The sequence below is a fragment of the Neisseria mucosa genome (genome assembly GCA_003028315.1).
In the GTDB taxonomy this organism is placed as follows: Bacteria; Pseudomonadota; Gammaproteobacteria; order Burkholderiales; family Neisseriaceae; genus Neisseria; species Neisseria mucosa.
The window spans coordinates 645,695-671,098 of record CP028150.1; the positions used below are offsets into that span (position 1 = coordinate 645,695).

20 protein-coding genes and 6 pseudogenes are annotated in these 25,404 nt (G+C 49.9%); 16 read left to right on the forward strand and 10 right to left on the reverse strand.

What is annotated here, in order from left to right; genetic code table 11:
* Window positions 1-50 precede the first annotated feature (50 nt).
* The gene (locus NM96_03270) at window positions 51-710 is read left to right on the forward strand and encodes a phosphoesterase (protein ID AVR78497.1); all 660 of its coding nucleotides are present in this window, start codon (window positions 51-53) and stop codon (window positions 708-710) included.
* A 266-nt stretch (window positions 711-976) separates the two neighbouring features.
* Here the strand turns inward: NM96_03270 and NM96_03275 are convergent, their stop codons facing one another.
* On the reverse strand, window positions 977-1,645 hold the full coding sequence (locus tag NM96_03275) for a hypothetical protein (GenBank protein ID AVR78498.1): 669 nt from the start codon (window positions 1,643-1,645) through the stop codon (window positions 977-979).
* Here NM96_03275 and NM96_03280 point away from each other — a divergent pair.
* A pseudogene (locus tag NM96_03280) lies at window positions 1,622-1,764 on the forward strand (glutaredoxin). The gene NM96_03275 and the pseudogene NM96_03280 sit on opposite strands and share 24 nt — an antisense overlap.
* 199 nt (window positions 1,765-1,963) lie before the next feature.
* On the opposite strand, the gene NM96_03285 reads toward NM96_03280, so the two are convergent.
* Both NM96_03285 and NM96_03290 read right to left on the reverse strand, forming a co-directional pair.
* A complete protein-coding gene (locus tag NM96_03285; protein AVR78499.1) occupies window positions 1,964-2,287 on the reverse strand; it encodes a hypothetical protein in 324 nt (107 codons plus the stop codon).
* A gap of 447 nt (window positions 2,288-2,734) precedes the next feature.
* Window positions 2,735-3,328 (reverse strand): annotated as a pseudogene (locus NM96_03290) (type IV secretion protein Rhs).
* A 66-nt stretch (window positions 3,329-3,394) separates the two neighbouring features.
* Here NM96_03290 and NM96_03295 point away from each other — a divergent pair.
* Genes NM96_03295 through metW form a run of 4 tightly spaced genes read left to right on the forward strand, consistent with a single transcriptional unit; the run spans window position 3,395 to window position 6,523 of the window.
* Window positions 3,395-4,360, forward strand: a complete 966-nt coding sequence (locus tag NM96_03295) for an IS30 family transposase (protein ID AVR78500.1) — start codon at window positions 3,395-3,397, stop codon at window positions 4,358-4,360.
* 45 nt (window positions 4,361-4,405) lie between these two features.
* Window positions 4,406-4,858: a hypothetical protein gene (locus NM96_03300; protein ID AVR78501.1), complete on the forward strand. Its 453-nt coding sequence runs from the start codon at window positions 4,406-4,408 to the stop codon at window positions 4,856-4,858.
* The gene (locus tag NM96_03305) at window positions 4,806-5,945 is read left to right on the forward strand and encodes a homoserine O-acetyltransferase (protein ID AVR78502.1); all 1,140 of its coding nucleotides are present in this window, start codon (window positions 4,806-4,808) and stop codon (window positions 5,943-5,945) included. Before NM96_03300 ends, NM96_03305 begins: the two co-directional genes overlap by 53 nt.
* On the forward strand, window positions 5,942-6,523 hold the full coding sequence (gene metW, locus NM96_03310) for a methionine biosynthesis protein MetW (GenBank protein ID AVR78503.1): 582 nt from the start codon (window positions 5,942-5,944) through the stop codon (window positions 6,521-6,523). The genes NM96_03305 and metW overlap by 4 nt, the downstream gene beginning before the upstream one ends.
* Window positions 6,524-6,967: 444 nt before the next feature.
* Here metW and NM96_03315 read toward each other — a convergent pair whose 3' ends face one another.
* Both NM96_03315 and NM96_03320 read right to left on the reverse strand, forming a co-directional pair.
* Window positions 6,968-8,221 carry a glutamyl-tRNA reductase gene (locus tag NM96_03315; protein AVR78504.1) on the reverse strand — a complete coding sequence of 418 codons (1,254 nt, stop codon included), beginning with the start codon at window positions 8,219-8,221 and terminating at the stop codon, window positions 6,968-6,970.
* A 148-nt stretch (window positions 8,222-8,369) separates the two neighbouring features.
* Complete coding sequence (locus NM96_03320) at window positions 8,370-9,161, reverse strand: spermidine synthase (protein ID AVR78505.1); 792 nt, start codon at window positions 9,159-9,161, stop codon at window positions 8,370-8,372.
* A gap of 412 nt (window positions 9,162-9,573) precedes the next feature.
* Between NM96_03320 and NM96_03325 the strand changes: the two genes are divergently transcribed.
* Both NM96_03325 and NM96_03330 read left to right on the forward strand, forming a co-directional pair.
* Window positions 9,574-10,421, forward strand: a protein-coding gene (locus NM96_03325) for an IS630 family transposase (GenBank protein AVR78506.1) whose coding sequence is annotated in 2 segments (ribosomal slippage) — window positions 9,574-9,889 and window positions 9,889-10,421 — 849 coding nt in all. Because the reading frame shifts where the segments join, the coding sequence is not laid out codon by codon here.
* A pseudogene (locus tag NM96_03330) lies at window positions 10,422-10,729 on the forward strand (DNA methyltransferase).
* A gap of 136 nt (window positions 10,730-10,865) precedes the next feature.
* Here the strand turns inward: NM96_03330 and NM96_03335 are convergent.
* Window positions 10,866-11,666, reverse strand: a complete 801-nt coding sequence (locus NM96_03335; protein AVR78507.1) for a phosphatidylserine decarboxylase family protein — start codon at window positions 11,664-11,666, stop codon at window positions 10,866-10,868.
* Window positions 11,667-11,884: 218 nt separating this feature from the next.
* On the opposite strand from NM96_03335, the pseudogene NM96_03340 reads away from it, so the two are divergent.
* The 7 genes and pseudogenes from NM96_03340 (at window position 11,885) to NM96_03370 (ending at window position 20,804) form a co-directional block, all read left to right on the forward strand.
* Window positions 11,885-14,766: pseudogene (locus NM96_03340) on the forward strand (excinuclease ABC subunit UvrA).
* A 21-nt stretch (window positions 14,767-14,787) separates the two neighbouring features.
* Window positions 14,788-15,975 (forward strand): hypothetical protein, encoded by a 1,188-nt coding sequence (locus NM96_03345; GenBank protein AVR78508.1) that lies wholly within the window; start codon window positions 14,788-14,790, stop codon window positions 15,973-15,975.
* 5 nt (window positions 15,976-15,980) lie between these two features.
* Window positions 15,981-16,742 carry a hypothetical protein gene (locus tag NM96_03350; GenBank protein ID AVR78509.1) on the forward strand — a complete coding sequence of 254 codons (762 nt, stop codon included), beginning with the start codon at window positions 15,981-15,983 and terminating at the stop codon, window positions 16,740-16,742.
* Window positions 16,743-17,056: 314 nt separating this feature from the next.
* A pseudogene (locus NM96_03355) lies at window positions 17,057-17,635 on the forward strand (IS110 family transposase).
* Window positions 17,636-17,796: 161 nt separating this feature from the next.
* Entirely contained in the window at window positions 17,797-18,765 is a 969-nt protein-coding gene (locus NM96_03360; GenBank protein ID AVR80254.1) for an IS110 family transposase, read from the forward strand.
* Window positions 18,766-19,151: 386 nt separating this feature from the next.
* Window positions 19,152-19,565, forward strand: coding sequence for a transposase (locus NM96_03365; protein AVR78510.1), 414 nt, complete (start codon window positions 19,152-19,154; stop codon window positions 19,563-19,565).
* 273 nt (window positions 19,566-19,838) lie between these two features.
* The gene (locus tag NM96_03370; protein AVR78511.1) at window positions 19,839-20,804 is read left to right on the forward strand and encodes an IS30 family transposase; all 966 of its coding nucleotides are present in this window, start codon (window positions 19,839-19,841) and stop codon (window positions 20,802-20,804) included.
* Window positions 20,805-20,865: 61 nt separating this feature from the next.
* On the opposite strand, the gene NM96_03375 is transcribed toward NM96_03370, so the two are convergent.
* On the reverse strand, window positions 20,866-22,185 hold the full coding sequence (locus NM96_03375; GenBank protein ID AVR78512.1) for an MFS transporter: 1,320 nt from the start codon (window positions 22,183-22,185) through the stop codon (window positions 20,866-20,868).
* Between the two features lie 85 nt (window positions 22,186-22,270).
* Here NM96_03375 and NM96_03380 point away from each other — a divergent pair, with 85 nt between their 5' ends.
* Entirely contained in the window at window positions 22,271-22,366 is a 96-nt protein-coding gene (locus NM96_03380; protein ID AVR80255.1) for a pilS cassette, read from the forward strand.
* 160 nt (window positions 22,367-22,526) lie between these two features.
* Here NM96_03380 and NM96_03385 read toward each other — a convergent pair whose 3' ends face one another.
* From NM96_03385 to NM96_03395, 3 genes and pseudogenes are all read right to left on the reverse strand, one after another.
* Complete coding sequence (locus NM96_03385; GenBank protein AVR78513.1) at window positions 22,527-23,387, reverse strand: proline/glycine betaine ABC transporter ATP-binding protein; 861 nt, start codon at window positions 23,385-23,387, stop codon at window positions 22,527-22,529.
* Window positions 23,374-24,237 carry an NAD(P)-dependent oxidoreductase gene (locus tag NM96_03390; protein AVR78514.1) on the reverse strand — a complete coding sequence of 288 codons (864 nt, stop codon included), beginning with the start codon at window positions 24,235-24,237 and terminating at the stop codon, window positions 23,374-23,376. The genes NM96_03385 and NM96_03390 overlap by 14 nt, the downstream gene beginning before the upstream one ends.
* A gap of 96 nt (window positions 24,238-24,333) precedes the next feature.
* A pseudogene (locus NM96_03395) lies at window positions 24,334-25,286 on the reverse strand (quinone oxidoreductase).
* Window positions 25,287-25,404 lie beyond the last annotated feature (118 nt).

Here is a 25,404-nt window from a genome sequence, read left to right on the forward strand (position 1 = left end):
CAGCCTGCACCTTATTTTTCATTGTCAGATCCCCAGAAATCGAGTACCCCATGCCCCAAACCTATTTCACCGCCGACTGGCACTTCTCCCATCCCAACATCGCCCGATACTGCCCGCAATTCCGCCTGCAAAGCGATAACGCCGACGAGCTGAACGAATACCTGATCGACTACTGGAACCGCGTCGTTACTCCGCAAGACACTGTATACAACCTCGGCGATGTCTGCTTTGCCAAAAAGCTCGCACACATCGAAGCCGTGCTGCAACGGCTCAACGGGCAGCATCATTTGATCTACGGCAACCACGACTACCTGATTCGGCAAAACGAAGCATATTTCCTCAACATGCGCAAAGCCGACGGCCATCCGTTGCTCTCGTCCGCCAGCCATTACCTGCGGCTCAAACTGCCCGAAATCGGCAATACCGCGATTTTGTGCCACTATCCCTTATACGAATGGGACGGTATCCACCACGGCCTATACCACCTCTACGGCCATCTGCACGACCGCATGGCTGCTGTCAAAGGACGCGCCCTCAATGTCGGCTGGGATATGCACGGCCGTTTCCTGACCGCACAGGATATTGACAGCTTCCTGCGCGACCTCCCTGCCGTGCAGTATTTCGACGACAAGCAAAACGTTATCGTTGGTAACAGTACGGAAGATGCAGCTGCAAAAATTCGGGCGAGATTGGCGGCATTGAATGAATGAGCTTTTATTTTTAGAAATGAATTTTCAGGTAGCCTTGAATGGTGCAGGCTGCCTGAAAAACAGTCGGCAAAACAAAAGGACGGGTTTTCAATCCGTCCTTTTGCATCAGCAATACCGCCAAGTGTCCCGCATAAAATGAATGATCTCGTTTAGCGGCACGGGCGAAAGCGTAAACAGCTTGTCCCCTTTTTTCTGCTCCACTTCCAAAATCAATATACAGCCTTCCGACAATTTGCCCTGTCCGTCAAATTCCAATTCTTTAATTTTTACCGACCGGGTGATGCCGTTATCCGCCAAGTTCTGCCCGTATGCCTCGCCCGTGTGCCCGTAAAAATGGTAGGTAAACGCCAGTTGGTCCAACACATCGGCAATCTCTTCCGCGCCGTAACCTCTTTGGCTGTCGGCAAAACGTTTCGGGTGTTCTCTTCTTTGCTCGGCACCTTCCATTGGTGCTGGGCGATGAGTTGGCCGTTTTCGTCGTAGTCGAAGCAGGTGATGCTGTGGCGGTTGGCGGCGCGGACGAGGTTGCCGTCCAAGTCGTATTGGTAAGCGGCCTCCTGAACTCTGTCGCCACCGTCGCGGGCGAGGGTGTGGATTAATCGTCCCAATATATCGCGTTTGAACTCGGTAATCCGCAGCGGGGTTTGGCGGTCGAGGTCGTCTGAAAGCGGGGCGGCGTCTTTTTTGGGGACGGGCTGTCCGCCCAGCTGCGCCATCAGTTTGGCGGCGAGGGAGGCGTCGTCGCCGAATTCGCGCTGCTCGACCAGCTCGTTGCCGGCGTTGTAGCGGTAGCCGGTCAGCTTATGGTCGAAACCGCTTTCGGCAATCAGGCGGTCGAGGACGTCGTAGGCAAAGCGGTAGCGCGCACCGTTTTCATTGGTGAGGCCGACTAAGCGGCGGGCTTTGTCGTAATGGTAGCCGAAGGTATGGCCCAAAGCATTGATGCGTCGGATCGGCAGACCGTCTTGGCCGTATTCGTAGGAAGTGGTATGGCCTTCGCCGTCAGTATGGGTTTTCAGACGACCTCAAAAAAGGATTGAGGTCGTCTGAAAAATAGAAACCGCGTGCATGCGTACCGCACACACCCTACGTCGGGATTGGAGGTTTCATGCGAGCTACTGCTTGCTCAGTTCGTCTGAAAAGTTTTTTCAGACGAACTGATAAGTCATTTGAACAAGAGACCGCGTGTGTGCCTTGAGGAATGAACCCTATGTTCGGGTTACGGCTTGCTGTATAGTTTTTTCATTTGAGGATCAAATTTGTTGAGAACCATCAAAATTTGTATCTAACCCATCTATATATTTTTCAAAATCAAGGTTATATAGTTTTTTTAAATTTCTAATCCAGATAACAAATTCAAAGAAAATATTGATGTTCTCATCCGTTATTTCAAATATCCCATTGTCTTGATGGGAGTCTTGGATAGCTGAGATAATTCTTTTAAATATTTCTTTATTTTTTATAATTTCCTCAATAGGTAACTTTTGTAATCTTTTAATAAAAAATAACTCATCTTCAATACTTAAAATAGAAGGTAAGTTTTCTAATTTCTCATTTAGTTTGAAAATAGAATTCATATGACTTCCTAGTTAGTATGGTGAATTTTTTAAAGGTATATGAGCTCCATTAGGGTCAGATTTAAATGGTCCCCATGTACCATCAGTTCTCAATGATCCTTTGGGTCCTGTAATTCTGACGGTTGGTCCTTGAGCAGCATTGGATGTGGGAAATTTCACCTGTGCTGCGGGATTTGCACCATGCCCATGAACGGAATAAGTACCATCATTATATTTAAATCCACCTTTAGGGAATTTTTGAGGGTCTGATTTCCATTGATTTTGCAAATTTTGTTTCTTAGCCCATGCCTGAATATCCTTATGATCTACTTTACCATTTTTTAAGAGTTTATCAGGGGATTTAGGTTTACCTAAGTTTTTGCATTTTCCAACACATTGTTTAGCAGCTTTATATCCTATCTTTCCTACTTTAGATAAGAGACTTATCGCTACTCTTCCAGCAACTAATAAGCCGGAGAGTAATGCGGGAATAAAAGCCCATAATCCTAATGGGTCAACCCATCCTTGAGTATTCGGCGCAAAAGCATACAAATTCTCCCCACCCATTAACCCAATCGGATCCTGATTCACAAACCGGCCCACATCAGGTTCGTAATACCTGAAGAAATTGTAATGCAGCCCAGTTTCACGGTCGGCGTACTGGTTTTGCAGGCGGAACGGCTGGTATGCGCTATCCGTTACCTTGGTTTCCTCTTTCAGACGACCCCAGCCGGTGTAGTTGCCGAACCATAAGAGGTTGCCGTCCTTATCGGTCATCTCACGCGGGATGCCGATTTGGTCGCAGTGGAAGTAGCGGGTTTGTTGTCGGCTTTCGCCGTCTGCGGTTGTCCAATCGCGGACTTGCGCCAGCGGCTCGTAGGAATCCGGGTTGGTGTAGATATAGGTATATCTGCCGTCCGGGTGGATTTCCTGCAAGAGGTGGCTGCCGTCCCAAACGAAGCGGGTTTGGTTGCCGAGGTCGTTCCCGCTTAAATCATGCGGGAATGACGTTTCTGAAACTTCTTCGTTTTTCAGACGACGGCGGATTCGCATTTGAAGTGCAACTTTCCATAACAGAAAAAGGCCAGTATGCGGTAGCATACGGCCTTTCCTACAAGAAAGATTGCCATGAGCTACACACAACTGACCCAAGACGAACGATACCATATCCAATACCTGTCCCGCCACTGCACCATCGCCGAAATCGCCAAACAGCTCAACCGCCACACAAGCACCATCAGCCGAGAAATCAAGCGGTACTGCATCCAAGGACAGCAATACAGCGCCGAAAAAGCACAGAAGCAAAGCCGGCTGACCAAACAGCACCGGCGAAAACCCTATAAGCTCGATTCGCAGCTGGTTCAACACATCGACACCCTTATCCGCCGCAAACTCAGTCCCGAACAAGTATGTGCCTACCTGCATAAACACCACGGGATCACACTCCATCACAGCACCGTTTACCGCCACCTCCGCCAAGACAAAAGCAACGGCGGCACTTTGTGGCAACATCTCAGAATATGCAGCAAACCCTACCGCAAACGCTACGGCAGCACATGGACCAGAGGCAAAGTGCCCGACCGCGTCGGCATAGAAAACCGACCTGCTATCGTCGACCGGAAAACCCGCATCGGCGATTGGGAGGCCGACACCATCGTCGGCAAAAATCAGAAAAGCGCGTTATTGACCTTGGTCGAACGCGTTACCCGCTACACCATCATCTGCAAATTAAAGAACTTAAAAGCCGAAGACACTGCCCGGGCAGCCGTCAGGGCATTAAAGGCACATAAAGACCGGGTGCACACCATCACCATGGACAACGGCAAAGAGTTCTACCAACACACCAAAATAGCCAAAGCATTGGAGGCGGAAACCTATTTTTGCCGCCCTTACCATTCTTGGGAGAAAGGGCTGAATGAGAACACCAACGGACTCATCCGGCAATATTTCCCCAAACAAACCGATTTCCGAAACATCAGCGATCGGGAGATACGCAGGGTTCAAGATGAGTTGAACCACCGGCCGAGAGAAACACTTGGCTACGAAACGCCAAGTGTTTTATTCTTAAATCTGTTCCAACCACTGGTACCCTAGTGTTGCACTTGAAATCCGAATCCAAGGTCGTCTGAAAACCTGAATTTGGGTTTTCAGACGACCTTTTGTCTGGCTATCAACATCCGTTCAATAAGAATCCGGAATGTGTTTGAAATACAGCATGACCAGATACCAAAACAGCGTCGCTGCGGCAGCACCGAGCAGCACCCATGCGCTGATTTTGGCGACATCGCGCAGGGCGCGTTTTTGCTTGCGGCTGAAGAGGCGGTTGATGATCAGCACGGCAAGTGCGAAAAAGAAAAAAATACGGAAAAGTCTGCCTATCATATCGGGAAGCGGGGGAGGTCGTCTGAAAAAGTATGGTTCGGGCGCGGCGGCATGGGGACGGATTTTTCAGCGCGTCGGACTGCTTGTCCGCCCGTGTCAAAAAGTCATGCCGTTTGCTATATAATAACGCTTTTCGCCGCATTTGTTGGAACAGGATATGAGTCAAAGTGCCTCGGTGGGCATTGTAACGCCCCAAAAAATTCCGTTTGAGATGCCACTGGTTTTGGAAAACGGTAAAACTTTGCCGCGTTTCGATCTGATGATTGAAACCTACGGCGAGCTGAATGCCGAAAAAAACAATGCGGTTTTAATCTGCCATGCGCTGTCGGGCAACCATCATGTTGCGGGCAGGCATTCGGCGGAGGATAAATATGCAGGCTGGTGGGACAATATGGTTGGACCCGGCAAACCGATTGACACGGAACGTTTTTTTGTGGTCGGTTTGAACAATCTGGGCGGCTGCGACGGCAGCAGCGGGCCTTTGTCGATCAATCCTGAAACGGGCAGGGAATACGGCGCGGATTTTCCGGTGGTTACGGTGAAGGACTGGGTAAAATCCCAAGCCGCGCTTGCCGATTATCTCGGTATCGAACAATGGGCGGCGATTGTCGGCGGCAGCTTGGGCGGTATGCAGGCTTTGCAATGGACGATTTCCTATCCCGAGCGCGTGCGCCATGCCTTAGTGATTGCATCTGCGCCGAAACTGTCCACGCAAAATATCGCGTTTAATGATGTAGCACGTCAGGCGATTTTGACCGACCCCGATTTCAACGAAGGACATTACCGCAGTCACAATACCGTTCCTGCACGAGGCTTACGGATTGCCCGCATGATGGGGCACATCACTTATCTTGCCGAAGACGGTTTGGGCAAAAAATTCGGACGCGATTTGCGTTCAAACGGCTATCAATACGGTTACGGTGTTGAATTTGAGGTGGAATCCTATCTGCGCTATCAGGGCGACAAATTCGTCGGGCGGTTTGATGCCAACACTTACCTGCTCATGACCAAGGCACTGGACTATTTCGATCCGGCGGCGGATTTCGGCGACAGCCTGACCCGCGCCCTGCAAAATGTAAAAGCGAAATTTTTTGTCGCCAGCTTCAGTACCGACTGGCGTTTCTCTCCCGCGCGCTCCAAAGAGCTGGTCAAAGCGCTGATTGCCGCGCACAAGCCGGTGCAGTATATCGAAGTCAAATCCAACCACGGCCATGACGCATTTTTGATGGAAGACGAGGCTTATATGCGCGCCGTAGCGGTTTATATGAACAATGTTGACAAGGATTGCCGATCATGAATTTGCGCGACGATTTGCAGTTGATTTACGACTGGATTCCCGAAGGCAGCCGCGTCTTGGACTTGGGCTGCGGCGACGGCGAATTGCTGGCGGCTTTGGTGGAACACAAAAAATGCAGCGGCTACGGCATCGAAATCGACACCGACAGCGTCATTGCCGCCATGTCGCGCGGCGTGAACGTCATCCAAGCCGATTTGGAGCAGGGTTTGGCGGAATTTGGCGACCAGACGTTTGACGTTATTGTCTTGAGCCAAACCATCCAAGCCATGCAAAATACCGAAAAAATCCTGCGCTGCCTCATGCGCGTGGCGAAACAGGCAATTGTCAGCTTCCCGAATTTCGGCTACTGGCGCAACCGCTTCCAAATCGCTATCGGCGGGCATATGCCGGTTTCCGAACGCATGCCCTACCATTGGTACGACACGCCGAACATCCATTGGTGTACGCTCAAAGACTTTGATTTATTGTGCGCCAAAAACAAAATCCGCGTCCTCGAGCGCGCGGTTATGACGGGCAACAAACAGGTCAAACATTTTCCCAACCTTTTGGGCAGCTTGGCGTTTTACCGCGTCGGGTAAAGAATATTGTGAGCAGTCTTTTCTATAAAAAATTGGGAATCTGCTTTCAAATAAGTTATGTTGGATGTAGCCAAACCTCATTTTTTATCTGACAGAAGATGAGGTTTGGTGAATTTCGACTTAAGCTGAATAAAATTCTTGTTGTGTGAGACCTTTGCAAAAATAGTCTGTTAACGAAATTTGACGTATAAAAATGTGCTAAAAAATTTCAATCGACTAAAAACTTTCTGATATTGAGAAAAAAGTGGAAGAAATCAGGAAGGTTATTCATTTTGAAAATGGTATTGAGTATAAAATTTTAATAACTCATGTTATTACAAAGGCCTCTGTGTTTGAAAAATGAAATACTGGATGTTGGCAGATTCGCGCTGATAAAGCAGAACTTCTTAAAAAGGTCGTCTGAAATCCCTTTTAGGATTTCGACGACCCTTATATTTTATAGCTTCAATCATTTTTGTCTAAATGATAAATTTGGGCAACGGCTTCTACAAGATCACTGTCGGTCGAGCCTGCTTTATTGAGGGTTCGGGTAGGGGAATGGAGCAGTTTATTGGTCAGTTGGATGGAGAGGCGTTCGAGGACTTCTTCTGGAGACGTGCCTTTTGCCAGTTGTTTCATTGCATTTTCTAGCACTTGTCTGCGGGCACGCTCGCCCTCGTCGCGAAGTGCGCGGATAAGCGGGACGCTTTGGCGGCTTTTTTGTTGTTGGATAAATTCGCCGACTTTTTCTTCAACCATGGCTTCGGCGGCTGCGGCGGCTTTTTGCCGTGATTCTTTACCGCTTTGGACGATGTTCATCATATCGTCGACGGTATAAAGATAGGCATCTCCAAGTTCGCCCACTTCTTCTTCGATGTCTCTGGGGACGGCCAAATCCAATAGGAAAACAGGCATGTTATGGCGTTGTTTCAAAGCGCGTTCAACCATGCCTTTGCCGACCAATGGAAGCTGGCTGGCGGTTGAAGAAACGACGACATCGTATTCGTGCAAAATTTCAGGCAGGTCGGTCAGCAGGTGAGGTTCGGCAGTAATGCCGAGTTTGTCGCATAATTCTTGCGCACGGGGCAGGGTGCGGTTGGCGACGGTAATCAGTTTGGGGTTTTTCGCGGCAAAGTAGGTAGCTACCAATTCAATCATTTCGCCCGCGCCGATAAATAAAACATTCAAATCGGCAATGTCGGGGAAAATTTGTTCCGCCATTTTGACCGAGGCGGATGCCATAGATACGGAATTTTCACCGACGGCGGTATCGGTACGGATTTCTTTGGCTACTGAGAAGGTTTTTTGGAACAGCGCATTGAGGTGTGAATTGATGCTTTCCTGCTCTTGGGCGATACGGACGGCATCTTTGATTTGTCCGAGGATTTGCGGTTCCCCTAATACCATGGAATCCAGCCCGCAGGCTACGCGGAAGGCGTGTCGGATGGTTTCGTTGTTGTCTAAAGTGTAGAGGTAGGGACGGATTTCTTCGACAGGGAGATTATGATATTCGGCGAGCCATTCAATAATCCGCTCTGTATTGCCGACGCAATAGAGCTCGGTACGGTTGCAGGTAGATAGGATAACAGCTTCGTCAGCGGCCGGACTGTGTGCCAAAGCGCGAACGGCATCGGGGAGATGCTCGGCGGCGAATGCTAATTTTTCGCGTATGCTCAGGGGCGCAGTTTGATGGTTGAGTCCGACGGCGGTGAGTTGCATGGGGAGGGTGTTTTGCGGAATGGTGTGTGTCGGGCGGTATTATAGCCCAATTCAGATATGAAATGAACGGATAAGGGGAGTGGGTAGGTGGAGGTTATCTGAAATTTTATGTGTCGGCGGTTTTAGGTTTTCAGACGACCTGTTCATCTCACAGATAAAAATGTTTGCCGTTGTTAGGGTTGTTTGCTTTCAAATCGCTCAACATCCGTTTGAAATCCAAGCCGTATTGTCCGCTTAATTTTTCCGCGCGTTTTTTCAGTTTGTCGAGGTTTTGCTCTTTCGGGCTGCTTTGGAACGCCATCACCGCCATATTGCCGTGGCTTTCGGCGGGCAGCTCCAGCACGCGGCCTTCGAAGACGTTGAGTAGGCGTTCGACGAAGCGTTGGTAGCGTTTGTCGCCGCTCCACCAGTTGGTCACGAATACGCCGTCGGGCGAGAGGGCGTTGCGGCAGTCTTGGAAGAAGGGTTCTTCCACCAGCGCGTCGATGATTTGTTCGCCGTCGAAGCCGTCTACCAGAATTACGTCGGTATTGTGGCGGAACACTTTAATGTATTCCGCGCCGTCTGCTTCGACGATTTCAAAGTTTTCCCCTTCAAACGGCAGCTCGAACAGGCTGCGGGCGACGGCGATGACCTGCGGGTTGATGTCCACGGCGGTTTGCTTAGTGTCGGACAGGTAGCTGTCTATCCAGCGTGCGAACGAGCCGCCGCCCAAGCCGATTTGGGTGATGTGTTTCGGCGTTTCTTCCGCAAACAGAAGCCAGCCCATCATCGCGCGGCTGTACGATAAAACCAGTTCGGCGGGATGGTCGAGGTTCATCGAGCTTTGGATGGTGTCGCTGCCCAGATGCAACGAGCGGATATTGCCTTCTTCGGAAATGCCGACTTCGGGCAGGTCAGACTTGGCGGGGCGCAGGCGGCGGTAGGGGTGTCGTGGCATGATGTGGACGGATGGAGGGGAAAGGGGGGTATTTTATCAGAGTGTGTGGGGGACTGTTAGTTTTTGCACAAATAATAAGTAATATAAAAAAACGCCGAAATCTTTTAAAGACGTGGATTTCGGCATTTTTGTGTTTGGAAAAAAGTTGCATCAGCTTTTTCACAAAACCGCGCGGGAATGCGCGGTTTTTTGTTGAAAGCTGTCGGGTTTTGATAGGTTTTTAAACAGGTTTTAAGAGGTTTTTAAAATCAGTTCACGGAACGGCCGAACCATTCGACGCGGCCGATGATGGCGATGTCGGTATTGTCGGCTGTGAGGTCAATTTCAAAAGGGGCGTAATGGGGGGGCGGATGTGACTAATATAGTCAATTAAAAATAAAATAGTACAATACTCAACTTTGAAGGTCTAACCATGGCATACTCTGCGGACTTAAGAAACAAAGCTTTAAACTATTACGAACAATGCAAAAACATCAACCAAACCGCAGCAACGTTTAACTTGTCAAGAAACACGCTTTACCTGTGGATTCGCCTTAAAAAGCAAACAGGCAGCCTAAAACATCAAGTTACCGGTCTAAATGCCGTCAAATTGGATAGGCAAAAACTGGCTCAATATGTTGAGCAACACCAGGATGCCTATCTACATGAAATCGCCAAACATTTTGATTGTACGCCAGCCGCCGTTTGCTATGCACTCAAACAGATGGGGATGACGCGCAAAAAAAGACCACCACTTACAAAGAACAAGATCCGGCCAAAGTAACGCATTATTTGACACAGCTGGCCGAATTTTCCGACTACCAACGTGTTTATTTGGATGAAACAGGATTTGACCGCTACCTGTTCCGTCCCTATGCCCGCAGCCCGAAAGGGCAAATAGTGAAAGCGCAGATAAGTGGAAAAAGATACCGACGCTTATCTCTGGTGTCCGCACAAGTCGGCAACCGGCTGATTGCTCCGATGGTTTATCAAAATACGATGACCGGAGTCTTTTTTGAAGCGTGGTTTCAGCAATGCCTACTGCCCGCATTGACTCAAAAATCGGTGATTATTTTAGATAATGCGCGATTTCACCGTATGGGTGTTTTACGGGAAATGGCGGAAAAATGGGGACATAAGGTATTGCCTCTTGCACCTTATTCACCTGAGCTCAACCCGATTGAGAAGGTGTGGGCGAATATTAAGCGGTATCTGCGAACCGTATTGTCTGATTACGCCCGATTTGACGATGCGCTACTGTCCTATTTTGATTTTAATTGACTATATATAGAAAGCGAACCGTAGGAGCGTTGTTTAAAACGATATGACCGCGAGCACACTTTCTTCTACGCTGACCCGCCATATTGGCAGGCGGCAGGCTACGATGCGCTTTTGATTGGTCCCAATACGAGCTGCTGGCTAAGGCAATGGAGGAGAGTAAAGGTAAGGTCATGTTGTCCATCAATGGCCACCCTGATCTCAGGGAGTTGTTTAAAGATTTTCGTATTACTCAACTGGAGTTGGCTTATACCGTAGGCAGGGATAAGACGGGTAAAACCAGCGGGGAATTGGTTATTTGTAACCGGTAAAAACAAAAGCGACGTTTCCGTCGCTTTTCTTATTTTCTGCTATCTGATATATAGTGCAAAAGCTGTCGCAACTTTTAAAATGTACCAAGTGCAAAAGTTAATGCAACAAAGTGTAAAAGGCGGCGGCTTACAAATGTTAATCTTTTAAAGCCTGTTCCGCGGCATTGCGGACTTTATCGGCAGCCGCTTCGATTTCGGATTGGACTACTTCGGCAGCAGCTTGCGCCGGAGCGGGCGTTTCCGCTTGCGCGGCGCTTGCGGTTTCAGTCGGCGCGGCAGCTTCAGGGGCTTGGAGCGGCAGGCGCGCCAAAACAGTGCGCACGCCGGTTACTTTGTCGCCGATGGCAACTTGTGCCTGCGCGTCAACCGGCAGGTACATATCGACGCGCGAACCGAAGCGGATAAAGCCGTAGCGTTCGCCACGGGTCAATTTTTCACCCACTTTGGTGTAACACAAAATACGGCGGGCAACCAAGCCTGCGACTTGGACGAAGGTGATTTCGCGACCTGACGCAGTGGTCGCCAGTACGGCGTTGCGTTCGTTTTCGGTACTGGCTTTGTCCAAATCGGCATTGAGGAATTTGCCTTTATTGTATTCGACGGCGGTTACGGTGCAGTCGGCAGGCGATTTTTGCGAGTGGACATTAAAGACGTTCATGAACACGCTGATTTTCAACGCTTCGGTATCACGGTAAGGATCGCGCGCGCGCTCGACGACGACGATGCGTCCGTCAACGGGGCTTAAAATCGCTTCGGGATCTTGCGGAATTTCGCGGGCGGGGTCACGGAAAAATTGCAGGGCAAATACGGTGAAAATCCAAAACGGCAGCGACCACCAGCCGCAGCAGGCAGACACCAGTAAACTCAAGACCAAACCGCCGCCGATAAACGGCCAGCCCTCGCGGGCGATAATCGGGTGGGGGTACAGACGGTTCATAAATTAATCCTTTTCTATGCAAATTTTATTCAAATCGCCGCCATTATAACGGAATCCGATACGCTTTTAGCGGTTGCGCCCGTTTTTCGGAAAGAACGCGAAAGAAGGTCGTCTGAAAATCCGCTCCCCAACTTTTCAGACGACCTCCCGCAATCTGAAACCCAAGCGAAAAGTGTTACAATAGCCGTTTTATTTTAGCCGCTTAAGACAGTCCGACCATGTGCAACCACCATCATCATCAAAACGACAGTAAAACTCCCCACTCAGAAGCCCGCGACAACGACACCATCCGCATCCGCGGCGCGCGCACGCATAATTTGAAAAACGTCGATTTGGACATTCCGCGCCACAAGCTGGTGGTAGTAACAGGGCTGTCGGGCAGCGGCAAGTCGTCGCTGGCTTTTGACACACTGTATGCCGAAGGGCAGCGGCGTTATGTCGAGAGCCTTTCCGCCTATGCGCGGCATTTTTTGCAGATGATGGACAAACCCGATGTCGATTTGATTGAAGGCTTATCGCCCGCGATTTCCATCGAGCAGAAATCCACCAGCCACAACCCGCGTTCCACCGTCGGCACGGTAACGGAAATCCATGATTACCTGCGCCTTTTGTACGCACGCGTCGGCACGCCGTATTGCCCCGAACACAATTTGCCGCTATCGAGCCAGACCGTGTCGCAGATGGTCGATGCCGTCTTGAAGCTGCCGGAAGACACGCGCGTGATGATTCTGGCGCCGGCGGTGCGCGAGCGTAAGGGCGAGTTTGTCGATTTCTTTGCCGATTTGCAGGCGCAGGGTTTTGCGCGGGTGCGCGTGGACGGCGAGGTCTATCAGTTGGACGAAGTGCCGAAGCTGGAAAAAAACATCAAACACAACATCGACGTGGTCATCGATCGCGTGAAAGTGAAGGCGGACATCAAGCAGCGGCTAGCGGAAAGTTTTGAAACCGCTCTGCGCCACGGCAACGAACGCGCACTGGCGATGGAAATGGACAGCGGCGAAGAGCATTGGTTCTCCGCGCGTTTTGCCTGCCCCGTGTGTTCGTACAGCCTTCCCGAATTAGAGCCGCGCCTGTTTTCCTTCAACAACCCGATGGGGTCCTGCCCGACTTGCGACGGCTTGGGCAACACCAATTTCTTCGACCCCGAAAAAGTAGTCGCCCATCCCGAATTGTCGCTCGCAACGGGCGCGATTGACGGCTGGGACAAGCGCAACCAGTTCTATTTCCAAATGATTCAGTCGCTTTCGCGGCATTACGGTTTCGATGTGCAGGCTGCTTGGGAAACGCTACCTGAAAAAGTCAAAAAAGTCATCTTGCACGGCTCGGGCAAAGAAGTCATTGATTTCACTTACCTATCCGAACGCGGCACCACCTTCAACCGCAGCCATGCCTTTGAAGGCATCATCCCCAATCTCGAACGCCGCTACCGCGAAACCGACAGCGAAACCGTACGCGAAAAACTACGCGAATACCAAAACCACCGCGCCTGCCCGAGCTGCGGCGGCGCACGTTTGCGCAAAGAAGCGCGCTACGTTTACATCGGCGGCGAACCGTTGCATGAAGTCTCCGCCTGGCCGCTGACCAAAACCCACCAATTCTTTGAAACGCTGGATTTGGACGGCAACAAAAAACAAATCGCCGAAAAAATCCTCAAAGAAATCACCGAGCGGCTCGGCTTCCTGATTAACGTCGGGCTGGATTACCTGAATTTAAGCCGCTCCGCCGAGACCCTATCCGGCGGCGAAGCCCAGCGCATCCGCCTCGCCAGCCAAATCGGCAGCGGCCTGACCGGCGTGATGTACGTTTTGGACGAACCCTCCATCGGCCTGCACCAGCGCGATAACGACCGCCTGCTCGCCACCCTCAAACGCCTGCGCGATTTGGGCAACAGCGTGATTGTGGTCGAACACGACGAAGACGCCATCCGCGAAGCCGATTTCGTCGTCGATATGGGCCCCGGCGCGGGCGAACACGGCGGCAACGTACTGATTGCCGACACGCCCGAAAACGTCGCCAAATGCGAAAATTCCGTTACCGGACAATACCTCAGCGGCAAAAAATCCATTGCCGTGCCGTCTGAACGCACGCCCGTCAATCCCGATCGAATGCTCGTCCTCAAAGGCGCGCGCGGCAACAACCTCAAAAACGTTACCCTCGAATTGCCGCTCGGTTTGATTACCTGCATCACCGGCGTATCCGGCAGCGGCAAATCCACCCTGATTAACGACACCCTCGCCAAAATCACCGCCCGCGAACTCAACCGCGCCCAAGAAGAACCCGCCCCATACGACGACATCCGCGGCCTCGAACACCTCGACAAAGTCATCAACGTCGACCAATCCCCCATCGGACGCACCCCGCGCTCCAACCCCGCCACCTACACCGGCCTGTTCACCCCCATCCGCGAACTCTTCGCCGGCGTGCCCCTCTCGCGCGAACGCGGCTACAACGTCGGCAGATTCTCCTTCAACGTCAAAGGCGGCCGCTGCGAAGCCTGCCAAGGCGACGGCGTGATTAAAGTCGAAATGCACTTCCTGCCCGACGTGTACGTCCCCTGCGAAGTCTGCCACGGCAAACGCTACAACCGCGAAACCCTCGAAATCCAATACAAAGGCAAAAACATCAGCCAAGTCCTCGACATGACCGTCGAAGAAGCCCGCGAATTTTTCGACGCCGTCCCCACCGTATCGCGCAAACTGCAAACCCTGATGGATGTAGGCCTGGGCTACATCCGCCTCGGCCAATCCGCCACCACCCTCTCCGGCGGCGAAGCCCAGCGCGTCAAACTCGCCTTGGAGCTATCCAAACGCGACACCGGCAGAACACTCTACATCCTCGACGAACCGACCACCGGCCTGCACTTCGCCGACATCGCCCTGCTGCTGGAAGTCATAGGTCGTCTGAAAGGCAAAGGCAACTCGATTGTGATTATTGAGCATAATTTGGATGTGATTAAAACCGCGGATTGGATTGTGGATTTAGGGCCCGAGGGGGGCGATGGGGGGGGATGATAATTGCGGAAGGGGCGCCAGAGGAGGTTGTAAAATTTGAGAAAAAAAGTCATACTGCTAAATATCTAAAATTAAATTTTCTTAAATAATTATTTAAAAGGATCTAAATTATGAAAATAAAATCTGTAAAAATTTTTGGATTACATAAACACTCAGAAATAATTAATCTCACTTTTAATGATGATCTGAATATCATTACTGGTCGCAATGGCGCTGGGAAAACCACCATATTAAAATTAATATGGTATGTTCTGAGTGGTCATATCGATTTAGCAATTAAAGAAATTGAATTTGATAAACTAGTTTTGTGTACAGACATTTACAAATGTTCAATTAACAAAATAAATAAAAATACATGTAAAGTTGAATGGAGGTGGGAAAATAAAGGGACAGAGGAAGTTTTTGAGGATCAAGTTGAACACAGATCATTTTATTATGGTGAAGATGGAGAAACTATTATTGTAGATGAGGACGATGGAATTATTATACAAAATGCGGAAGAAATTCCTAATAGAAGACTTCAAAATACTGGTGCATCTGTTTTCTTACCAACATTTCGACGAATTGAGGGTGGGTTTCTTACCGATTCAAGACCTCTTTCTAGAAGATTATCCTTTGAGTCGTTTTCTGCTACTGCCTCAATAGAAGAAGCACTATCAAACTTATCGGATAGGCTAACTGTAAATAATCATATTTTTGTTGCCTCTCTTAGTACATTTGATATTGAATCTTTGCTAATTAAAAAACATTCTGAGTTATCTGAAAAATATAATCGCATACAACAAAAAGTTACCAGTGATACAATGGATAGAATAAAAAAATCGCGAGAATCAAATGGGGATGCTCAGGAAGATATATTAAAACTTATTCAAAAAGATATTGAAGCAATGGAGAAAAAAAGACAGGAGATTATGAAACCTTTAGATACAGTTAAAGAATCCGTACTTAGATTTTTTAAGAATCATAGAGGAATTAAACTTGGAAAATCAAAAGTATTAAATTTTGGCGATGCAGCAAATGCAATAAACTCTAATTTTTTATCTGCCGGCGAAAAACAGATGTTAAGTTTTTTAGCCTATAATACTTTTTATAAAGATGCAATATTCATTATTGATGAGCCAGAATTAAGTTTGCATATTGATTGGCAAAGGACATTACTATCTACTTTAGTAAAACAAGGTACATCTAATCAATTTATTGTTGCTACTCATTCCCCTTTTATTTATAGCAAATACCCAGAAAAGGAAATTCAACTCAATCCTGATAGAGGATATTGTGATACATTTGAATTGGAGTGAAGATAATGACTTTGCATGCACAACTCACAGAGGATGAAATTATTGCCACTCTAGAAAGAAGCTCATTTGAAATTACAATATTGGTTGAAGGTAGTGACGATATTATTATTTACAGGAACCTAGAAGGTTTTTTGGAAAAGAAAGGATATTCATATATTGATGTACTTGGCGTTGGCGGAAGAAATACTATTCTAAATATATTCAATAAGAAAAAATCAGGTTCTATTTTACAAGATAAAAAGATTATTTTTATTGTTGATAAGGATATTTGGGTCAATGTTGGCATACCTGATCAATATGTTAATAAAAATTTAATCTTTACTTTTGGATATTCAATTGAAAATGATGTGTTTATGGACGTAAATTGTAGTGCGATAGTAAATTCATCACCAAGTCAGAATGAGTATGAAGTTTATCTTGATAAATTTATGCAGTGGTATGTCTTGGCATTGCAAGCCACGATAAACAACATAGGGAATACTACAGATTTGCCCGATAAAAGAAGTATAGGGAGGCATCCTTGTGAAGTTATGAATAGGTATGAGGAATTTTGTCAATTGGATGATGGTGAAACGTATCCAATTGAGTTATTAAATGTATTAAAAGAAAATATCTACTGCTTATTGAGAGGAAAGTCATTATTAGCTATTTTCACAAAAATCTGTAAAAATCATACCCCTAAAGGATTATTTGAAATTGCAGCAGCCAATCCTAAAAACCATATACAGAGGATATTTAATGATGTTGAGAAATTGTTGAAACAGTAAGTGTAGCAAGCCGTAGCCTGCATATCCAACCAATCGCGTGCGTGCGTACCGCACACACCCTACCTGTGAATCACACGGAACTTCAAACCCAGCGCGTAGCAAGCCGTAGCCTGCATATCCAATCGACCGCGTGCGTGGCTGCGCCACACACCCTTGTATATCGGAACTCTCGTATCATAGCAACAAACCGCCCGCCGTCACCCGTACACACCCAAGGCAAACAACCGTTGAGTAGCTCAGGGAGCGGCCGGGCAACCCATCGACACAACCGGACAGTTGCCAGACAACACAACCGAATGCAAGGCAGGTTTATGATGAGTACCCAATACAACTGTGCAGGCATCGACATCGCCAAACGAAACTTCGTCATCGGCATCACGTCTTTGCAGCGCACCAAAACCGAAACCAACAACCCGAAAGGTATCGCCCATACTATCGAATACCTTAAAAAGCACAACGTCGCCCTCGTTGTGATGGAAAGCACCGGCGGTCTCGAAATCCCCGCCGCCAAAGCCATCCACCGCGCAGGTATAGCCGTGATTATTGCCAACCCGCGTCAGACGCATCAGTTTGCCCAATCGCAGTCGCTGACCAAAACCGATGCCAAAGATGCCCAAATGCTCGCCTTCTTCGCACAGATGATGACGCAGAAAGAGGGTTGGCAAACCATGCTCTACCACCCGCCCACCGAAGCGGAGGAAGTGTTGGAAGCATTGGTCAACCGCCGCAACCAACTGGTGGAGATGCGGACTGCCGAGAAAAACCGTCTGCATCAGGTTCACGAAACGCAAGTCGAAAGCGTCAAACAACTGATTGCCCATTTTGACCGGCTGATTGACGAATTGGACAAACAAATCGACGACCACACCCACACGCATTTTGACGGCAAAGCCCTGTATATCGGAACTCTCGTATCATAGCAACAAACCGCCCGCCGTCACCCGTACACACCCAAGGCAAACAACCGTTGAGTAGCTCAGGGAGCGGCCGGGCAACCCATCGACACAACCGGACAGTTGCCAGACAACACAACCGAATGCAAGGCAGGTTTATGATGAGTACCCAATACAACTGTGCAGGCATCGACATCGCCAAACGAAACTTCGTCATCGGCATCACGTCTTTGCAGCGCACCAAAACCGAAACCAACAACCCGAAAGGTATCGCCCATACTATCGAATACCTTAAAAAGCACAACGTCGCCCTCGTCGTCATGGAAAGCACCGGCGGTCTCGAAATTCCCGCCGCCAAAGCCATCCACCGCGCAGGCATAGCCGTGATCATCGCCAACCCGCGTCAGACGCATCAGTTTGCCCAATCGCAGTCGCTGACCAAAACCGATGTTAAAGATGCCCAAATGCTTGCCTTCTTCGCACAGATGATGATGCAGAAAGAAGATTGGCAAACCATGCTCTATCACCCGCCCACCGAAGCGGAGGAAGTGTTGGAGGCATTGGTCAACCGCCGCAACCAACTGGTGGAGATGCGGACTGCCGAGAAAAACCGTCTGCATCAGGTTCACGAAACGCAAGTCGAAAGCGTCAAACAACTGATTGCCCATTTTGACCGTCTGATTGACGAATTGGACAAACAAATCGACGACCACACCCACACGCATTTTGACGGCAAAGCCAAAGTGGCGGAACAAATCAAAGGCATTGGTTCGATAACGACGGCTACGCTGATGGCGATGCTGCCCGAATTGGGGCGGCTGTCGCACAAACGGATAGCGAGTTTGGTCGGCATTGCCCCGCACCCGAGGGAGAGCGGGGAAACCAAATTCAAAAGCCGCTGCTTCGGCGGAAGGTCTGCGGTGCGTAAGGCACTGTATATGGCTACCGTGGTAGCGACACGTTTTGAACCGCTTATTCGGGATTTCTACCAACGCCTGCTGTCCAAGGGTAAGCCGTATAAGGTTGCCGTTACGGCATGTATGCGCAAACTGCTGACGATATTGAATGCCCGGATGCGTGATTACTTTGCCGAAAACGGTGCCACCGAAAACAGCATCCGAACGGCTTGATTTGAGTTTTGGTATTTTTGCCCGACGGGGTGAAAAATACAGTTGCTACTAGTGAATTACGAGTAACTTCAAAACCAGCGCGTAGGGTGTGTGCGGTACGCACGCACGCGGTTGCTTGATTGACGGTTTGCCGTTTCAACTTTTAACTTCGTTGAAGCTAGCGCTTTCAGACGGCCTCCAATGTCGTCTGAAAGCGTCAAATTTAACAAAGTCAAAACCTTAAACAACAAACCGTTCCTTCTCCAACATCCAAACCACAAACAAAAATCCTATGGCGCGTTATCGCAGAAACTTCATTGCCGGCGGCACATTCTTTTTCACTGTCAAACTCGTCAACCCGAAATCGCACCTGCTTGTCGAACATATCGGCTTCGCGTGCGGCTTATATGGATGTACAAAAACAATATCCCTTTGAAACCGTCGCCGTATGCGTACTGCCGAACCACATTCACGCCATTTGGACGCTGCCGCCCGATGATGCGGATTATTCCCTGCGCTGGCGGCTGATTAAAACCAAATTCTCCGCACATTTCCCTCATGCCGAAAACCTGTCCGCCAGCAAACAGCGGCGGCACGAACGCGGTATTTGGCAACGGCGTTTTTACGAACACACCGTGCGCGACGAAATCGATTTGCAACGTTGCGCAGACTACATCTATTTCAATCCCGTCAAACATGGATTGTGCGGCAATGTCCGCGATTGGGCGTTTTCGTCGTTTCACCGTTATGTACGGGATGGGTGGCTGCCGTTAAATTGGGGCGGAAAAAAAGAAACGGCGGTAATGAGTTTTGGAGAGTGAATGCTATAAAAACCTATCCACCGCGTTCGGTACGCACGCAAGTAGGATTTAAATCATCTGTAGGTCTAGGCACAAATAAGTCTGCACAATTTAAACTCAACAACAAAAACCAATATATACTATACATATATATAATTAACTACTTTAAAGGCCTTCCGAAAACCAATTTTGAGTTTTCAGACAACGGCGGATTCGCATTTGAAGTGCAACTTTCCATAACAGAAAAAGGCCAGTATGCGGTAGCATACGGCCTTTCCTGCAAGAAAGATTGCCATGAGCTACACACAACTGACCCAAGACGAACGATACCATATCCAATACCTGTCCCGCTACTGCACCATCGCCGAAATCGCTAAACAACTTAACCGCCACAAAAGCACCATCAGCCGCGAAATCAAGCGGCACTGCATCCAAGGACAGCAATACAGCGCCGAAAAAGCACAGAAGCAAAGCCGGCTGACCAAACAGCACCGGCGAAAACCCTATAAGCCCGATTCGCAGCTGGTTCAACACATCGACACCCTTATCCGCCGCAAACTCAGTCCCGAACAAGTATGCGCCTACCTGCATAAACACCACGGGATCACACTCCATCACAGCACCGTTTACCGCCACCTCCGCCAAGACAAAAGCAACGGCGGCACTTTGTGGCAACATCTCAGAATATGCAGCAAACCCTACCGCAAACGCTACGGCAGCACATGGACCAGAGGCAAAGTGCCCGACCGCGTCGGCATAGAAAACCGACCTGCTATCGTCGACCAGAAAACCCGCATCGGCGATTGGGAGGCCGACACCATCGTCGGCAAAAATCAGAAAAGCGCGTTATTGACCTTGGTCGAACGCGTTACCCGCTACACCATCATCTGCAAATTAAAGAACTTAAAAGCCGAAGACACTGCCCGGGCGGCCATTAGGGTATTAAAGGCATATAAAGCCAGAGTCCACACCATCACCATGGATAACGGCAAAGAGTTCTACCAACACACCAAAATAGCCAAAGCATTGAAGGCGAAAACCTATTTTTGCCGCCCTTACCATTCTTGGGAGAAAGGGCTGAATGAGAACACCAACGGACTCATCCGGCAATATTTCCCCAAACAAACCGATTTCCGAAACATCAGCGATCGGGAGATACGCAGGGTTCAAGATGAGTTGAACCACCGGCCGAGAAAAACACTTGGCTACGAAACGCCAAGTGTTTTATTCTTAAATCTGTTCCAACCACCGGTACCCTAGTGTTGCACTTGAAATCCGAATCCAAGGACCTTTACTAATTTTGGGCAGCGGATATAGTTGTTTAAGAGCTGATTTCCTCTAGCGTCCTGCCTTTCGTTTCTTCGCCTAAAGCCAAAATCACCAATACAATCAGCATCATCACGCTGGCGAACATTATGAATATATTGCCGAATCCGCCGCTGCCGCCGACCATTTTGGCGACCACCATAGGCGCAAGGATGCCGCCGATGCGTCCGATTGCGCCCGCCCAGCCGGAGGCGAAGGCACGGAAGCGGAGGGGGTAGAGTTCGGGCGTGTAGGTGTATAAAACGCCCCATGCGCCGAGGTTGAAGAACGACATCAGGCTGCCCCATGCCATGACTTCGGCGGCGCTGCCGCTTTGCCCGAAAAACCACGCGCAGACGGCGCAGGCGGCGAGAAAGCCCGCCAAAGTCGCTTTGCGCCCGATTTTTTCCACCAATGCCGCCGCCGCGATGTAGCCGGGTAGTTGCGCGACTATCATCACCAGCACATATTCAAAGGTTTTGACCACCGTATTGCCTTGTTCGACCAAGAGTTTCGGCAGCCAAGTAAAAATGCCGTAATAGGAAAAGACGATGCCGAACCAGACCAGCCACAGCATCAGCGTGCGCCGTGCGAAAGGCTGTTGCCATAGTTGTTTGAAGCGGATGCGCTGTTTTCTCTGTTGCGGCGGTGCTATGGCTGTTGCGGCAGGTGTAATTCCCGCTTCATTTTCCAAGCGGCTGACCAGCCGGTGCGCTTCGTCCGTTTTGCCTTGCGAGAGCAGGTAGGGTACGGATTCGGGTAGGAATTTCAACACTATCGGGATATACAAAATCGGCAGCGCGCCGATTAAAAACGCGCTGTGCCAGCCGAATTTTGGGATAAAGAAATAGGAAGCGAGTGCGGCGGCAAGCCAGCCCAAGCCCCAAAAACTTTCCAGCAACACGATAAAGCGTCCGCGTACTTTCGGCGGGGCATATTCGCTGACCAAGGACACCGCGACAGGAAGCTGTCCACCCAGTCCTACGCCGACAAAGAAGCGGCAGGTAAGCAGTGTTGCAATGTCGGGAGCGAAGGCGCATAGGCCTGTCGCCGTGCTGTACACTGCCATCGTCCCCGCAAAAACGGTTTTCCTGCCGAAGCGATCTGCCAGCCAGCCGCTCGCTACCGCCCCCAGTGCCATGCCGATAAAGGCGATGCTGACTATCCAGCCCAGTTGCGTTGGCTGCAAACCCCATTCTTTGCCCAATGCGGGCAATATAAACGACATGATGCCGGTATCCATTGCGTCAAACAGCCAGCCTATACCGACCAATACCAGTAATTTGTAGTGGAACCTGCCCGGCGGTAATGCTTGCAGGCGGGAAAGAATGTCCATCTTGATTCTCCTTTGGGGTTTTTAGGAAACATATATAGCAGATTTACTTGGTTTTTGATACGGTACCTGCCGGCGGCCGTCATTCCTGCATAGAAGGGAATCCGTCGGAAACTTTGAGCAACAGATGTTTGAAAAACGGTTGCCGAAATTCAAAAGTGGATTCCCGCCCGTGCAGGAATGAAGGCATGGATGCTTTTGATTTGGACTTACAGTAGAGTTTTTGCGAAATTGGGTGTTACCGGAAAGCAGACCTGGTGCTTGAGCGTGTACTGAAAATGGTTTGGGGTCGTCTGAAAACGATTGGGCAAAATCCAATATGTCCGTTTTCAGACGACCTTTTTCTAATTTTCTTTTCTTTCTTCTTTTGCCCAGTGTTCCCTTACCCGCGCTTTGCCGTCCGCATCCAAACGGCGATAAAGATTGATGACTTCGTCAGCAGAGGCGGTGTTTTCCGGCTGTGCCGCGCCGAACAGGGAGCGCACATAATCATCCGCCGGATGGTTTTGAATATCCTGCGGCGTATCGACCTGCACCAGCCTGCCTTGGTGCATCACGCCGATGCGGCAGGCGAGTTTGGCGGCTTCGCTCATGTCGTGGGTAACGAAAACGATGGTGGTGCCGAGTTTTTTGTGTATCAGGGAAACCGTTTCCTGAAGGGAAGCGCGGGCGAGCGGGTCGAGGGCGGAAAAGGGTTCGTCCATCAGCAGGATGTCGGGTTTGGCGGCGATGGCGCGCAGGATACCGATGCGCTGCTGTTCGCCGCCGGAGAGTTCGTGCGGATAGCGGTTTAGGTAGGTTTCGGGCGGCATACCGACCAGCTCGAGCAGTTCGTTCACTCGCGATGTGCGCTTCGGTTTGTCCCAGCCCAAAATATCGGGCATCAATTCGATGTTCTGCCGCACGGTCATGGTGGGGAACAGGGCGATTTGTTGCAGCACATAGCCGATGCGGTGGCGTAGCCCTCGGATGTCGTAATCTTTGATACGTCTGCCGTTGAAATAAACATCGCCGTCGGTCGGCTCGGTCAATGCATTAATCATGCGCAGCGTAGTGGATTTGCCGCTGCCACTGCCGCCCACCAACACGAAAAACTCGCCTTGGTAAATGGTCAGGTTCAGTTCGTTCACGGCGGTGTGGCTGTCGTAGCGTTTGCTGACGTTTTTGAATTCGATTAAGGGGGTGTTGTGTTCAGGCTGCATCATAAATATCCTTTGCAACTTCGACAAAGCGGCGCGGCTCACGTTCCAAAAACTTTGGCAGGTCGTCTGAAACGGCGGCAAGTTCGCCTTTAGTAATGGCGGTGTAGGTGGAAACCCACGCTTCAATCTGCCAATCGGGCGTGTCAGGGTACGCAGCTTTGCGGCTGGCGAAGGCTTCTTCCACGGTTTCGTTGTGGTAGCGGTGCGGTTTACCGGTGATTTTGGTTAGGACGGCGGCTATTTCAGCGAAGCTTAATGATTGGGAACCTGTCAGCGTGTAGGTTTGATTATCGTGGCGGTGGTTGCCGCATGCGATGTCGGCGATGACGTTTGCCGCCGCTTGGGCAACATCGCGCTGCGAAACGCAGGCAACGCGCCCATCGTCGGCAGGGCCTGCGATGATGCCGTCTGCGTTGGCAATCGTTGCCATCATCTCGCTGTAAAAATTGTCGCGCAGAAAGGTGTAACGCATATTTGTTTGCCGGATCGCATTTTCGGTAACCGCATGGGTGCGCGCCAGCGTGAAGGTGCTGTCCAACGCCGCCTGTGCAAAAGAGAGATAGACAATGTGTTTCACGCCCGCTTCCGAAGCAACCTGCACCAAAGTCAAATGCTCCTGCTCGCGCGTCGGGCTCTCGGCGGCGGACACCATAAACAGCACGTCCACCCCGTTTAACGCCTGTTTGGCAAGCTCCAAATCACCATAGGCAAACCGCCGCGCCTCGCAGTTCGGCAGGTCGGGTGCTTTGGCGGGGTTGCGCAGCGGCAGGATAAGCGGCAGACCGCGTGTGTTCAGATGACGGGCGACCATGCCGCCGATGTTGCCGCTGGCGCCGGTGATGGCTAGATTCATGTTGTTTTCCTTATGCGTTTTCAAAAGGGATGGCTTTGCCGTTTGCAGGGTTTCTGTCAAACCATGTGCAGGCTGCTTTTTGGGTTTCAGGTAGCCTTATTCGTTCACCACCACCACTTTCCCAAATCCGTCCGCGCTTTGCAAAAAACGGTGGGCTTCGGGAACTTGTTCCAATGTAAACACGCGTTCAATTAAGATTTTCACATTAAACTGCCGGATATAGTCAAACATCGCATCCAGCTTGGCTTGCGACACATTGTCCGAATAAAAGGCGGTGAGATAGCTGTTGTTTTTGAGTTCGATAATCGGATCAAAATCGTTCACGTACCATATGTTACCAAGCTGCCCTGTATTGCAGACGATGCCGTGTTCGTTGATGTGGGAGAAAGAATCACGCAAAGTTGCCGGCCCTACCAATTCCAGAATTTTGTCGTAGCTTTGGTCGGTTTGCAGTTTGCCGTCGGCTTCAGTAATCACTTCGTCAAATCCGACCGCTTGCAAACGGGTAGCTTTGGCAGGATTACGCGTTGAACCGTGCAGTACGATATGCGGAAACCGTGCTTTAAGCAGCTGTGCAAAGGCTACGCCCACGCCGCTGCCTGCACCACGCACCAGCCGCGATCTTGCGGCGCAATGCGAAGCTGCCGCAATGAGCCGAATGCGGTGTAGTAGGCCTCGGGAATTGCGGCAAGGGTTGTCCAATCCAAATCGGTATGAACGGGGTAAATTTGCTCGTTGGGCAGCAACACATATTCGGCGTAGCTGCCGTCAAAGGCGCGCCCCATTTCGCCCATAATAGAGACGACCTTTTGTCCGACCGCCAGCGCGGGCGTGGAACTTTGCGCCACTTCGCCTACACATTCAATGCCCAAAATGCGCGGAAATTGGACAGACGGCGATTTGCCTTCGCGTGTGAAAATCTCGGAATGGTTGATGCCGAAGCCTTTGATTTTCACCAGTGACCAACTATCTTTGACATTGGGCGTCGGCACGTCTTGATAAATCAGTTGCTCTGGACCGCCAGCTTGGTAGATTTTTATGGCTTTCATCTTATCTCTTTCCTAACGACTGTTTTTCTCCAAATAATCCCGCACCACGCTTTCTGCGCTTTCGTCTTGTACTTTTACGCGGTAGTTTATTTCGCTCATTCGACAAGTAGGGCAGTGG

Bases quoted from the DNA above. Each gene is read 5' to 3' on its own strand.
- NM96_03270 (AVR78497.1), top strand. From the start codon at position 51: ATGCCCCAAACCTATTTCACCGCCGACTGGCACTTCTCCCATCCCAAC.
- NM96_03285 (AVR78499.1), bottom strand. From the start codon at position 2,287: ATGAATTCTATTTTCAAACTAAATGAGAAATTAGAAAACTTACCTTCT.
- NM96_03295 (AVR78500.1), top strand. From the start codon at position 3,395: ATGAGCTACACACAACTGACCCAAGACGAACGATACCATATCCAATAC.
- NM96_03305 (AVR78502.1), top strand. From the start codon at position 4,806: ATGAGTCAAAGTGCCTCGGTGGGCATTGTAACGCCCCAAAAAATTCCG.
- metW (AVR78503.1), top strand. From the start codon at position 5,942: ATGAATTTGCGCGACGATTTGCAGTTGATTTACGACTGGATTCCCGAA.
- NM96_03315 (AVR78504.1), bottom strand. From the start codon at position 8,221: ATGCAACTCACCGCCGTCGGACTCAACCATCAAACTGCGCCCCTGAGC.
- NM96_03320 (AVR78505.1), bottom strand. From the start codon at position 9,161: ATGCCACGACACCCCTACCGCCGCCTGCGCCCCGCCAAGTCTGACCTG.
- NM96_03335 (AVR78507.1), bottom strand. From the start codon at position 11,666: ATGAACCGTCTGTACCCCCACCCGATTATCGCCCGCGAGGGCTGGCCG.
- NM96_03345 (AVR78508.1), top strand. From the start codon at position 14,788: ATGAAAATAAAATCTGTAAAAATTTTTGGATTACATAAACACTCAGAA.
- NM96_03350 (AVR78509.1), top strand. From the start codon at position 15,981: ATGACTTTGCATGCACAACTCACAGAGGATGAAATTATTGCCACTCTA.
- NM96_03360 (AVR80254.1), top strand. From the start codon at position 17,797: ATGAGTACCCAATACAACTGTGCAGGCATCGACATCGCCAAACGAAAC.
- NM96_03365 (AVR78510.1), top strand. From the start codon at position 19,152: ATGGATGTACAAAAACAATATCCCTTTGAAACCGTCGCCGTATGCGTA.
- NM96_03370 (AVR78511.1), top strand. From the start codon at position 19,839: ATGAGCTACACACAACTGACCCAAGACGAACGATACCATATCCAATAC.
- NM96_03375 (AVR78512.1), bottom strand. From the start codon at position 22,185: ATGGACATTCTTTCCCGCCTGCAAGCATTACCGCCGGGCAGGTTCCAC.
- NM96_03385 (AVR78513.1), bottom strand. From the start codon at position 23,387: ATGATGCAGCCTGAACACAACACCCCCTTAATCGAATTCAAAAACGTC.
- NM96_03390 (AVR78514.1), bottom strand. From the start codon at position 24,237: ATGAATCTAGCCATCACCGGCGCCAGCGGCAACATCGGCGGCATGGTC.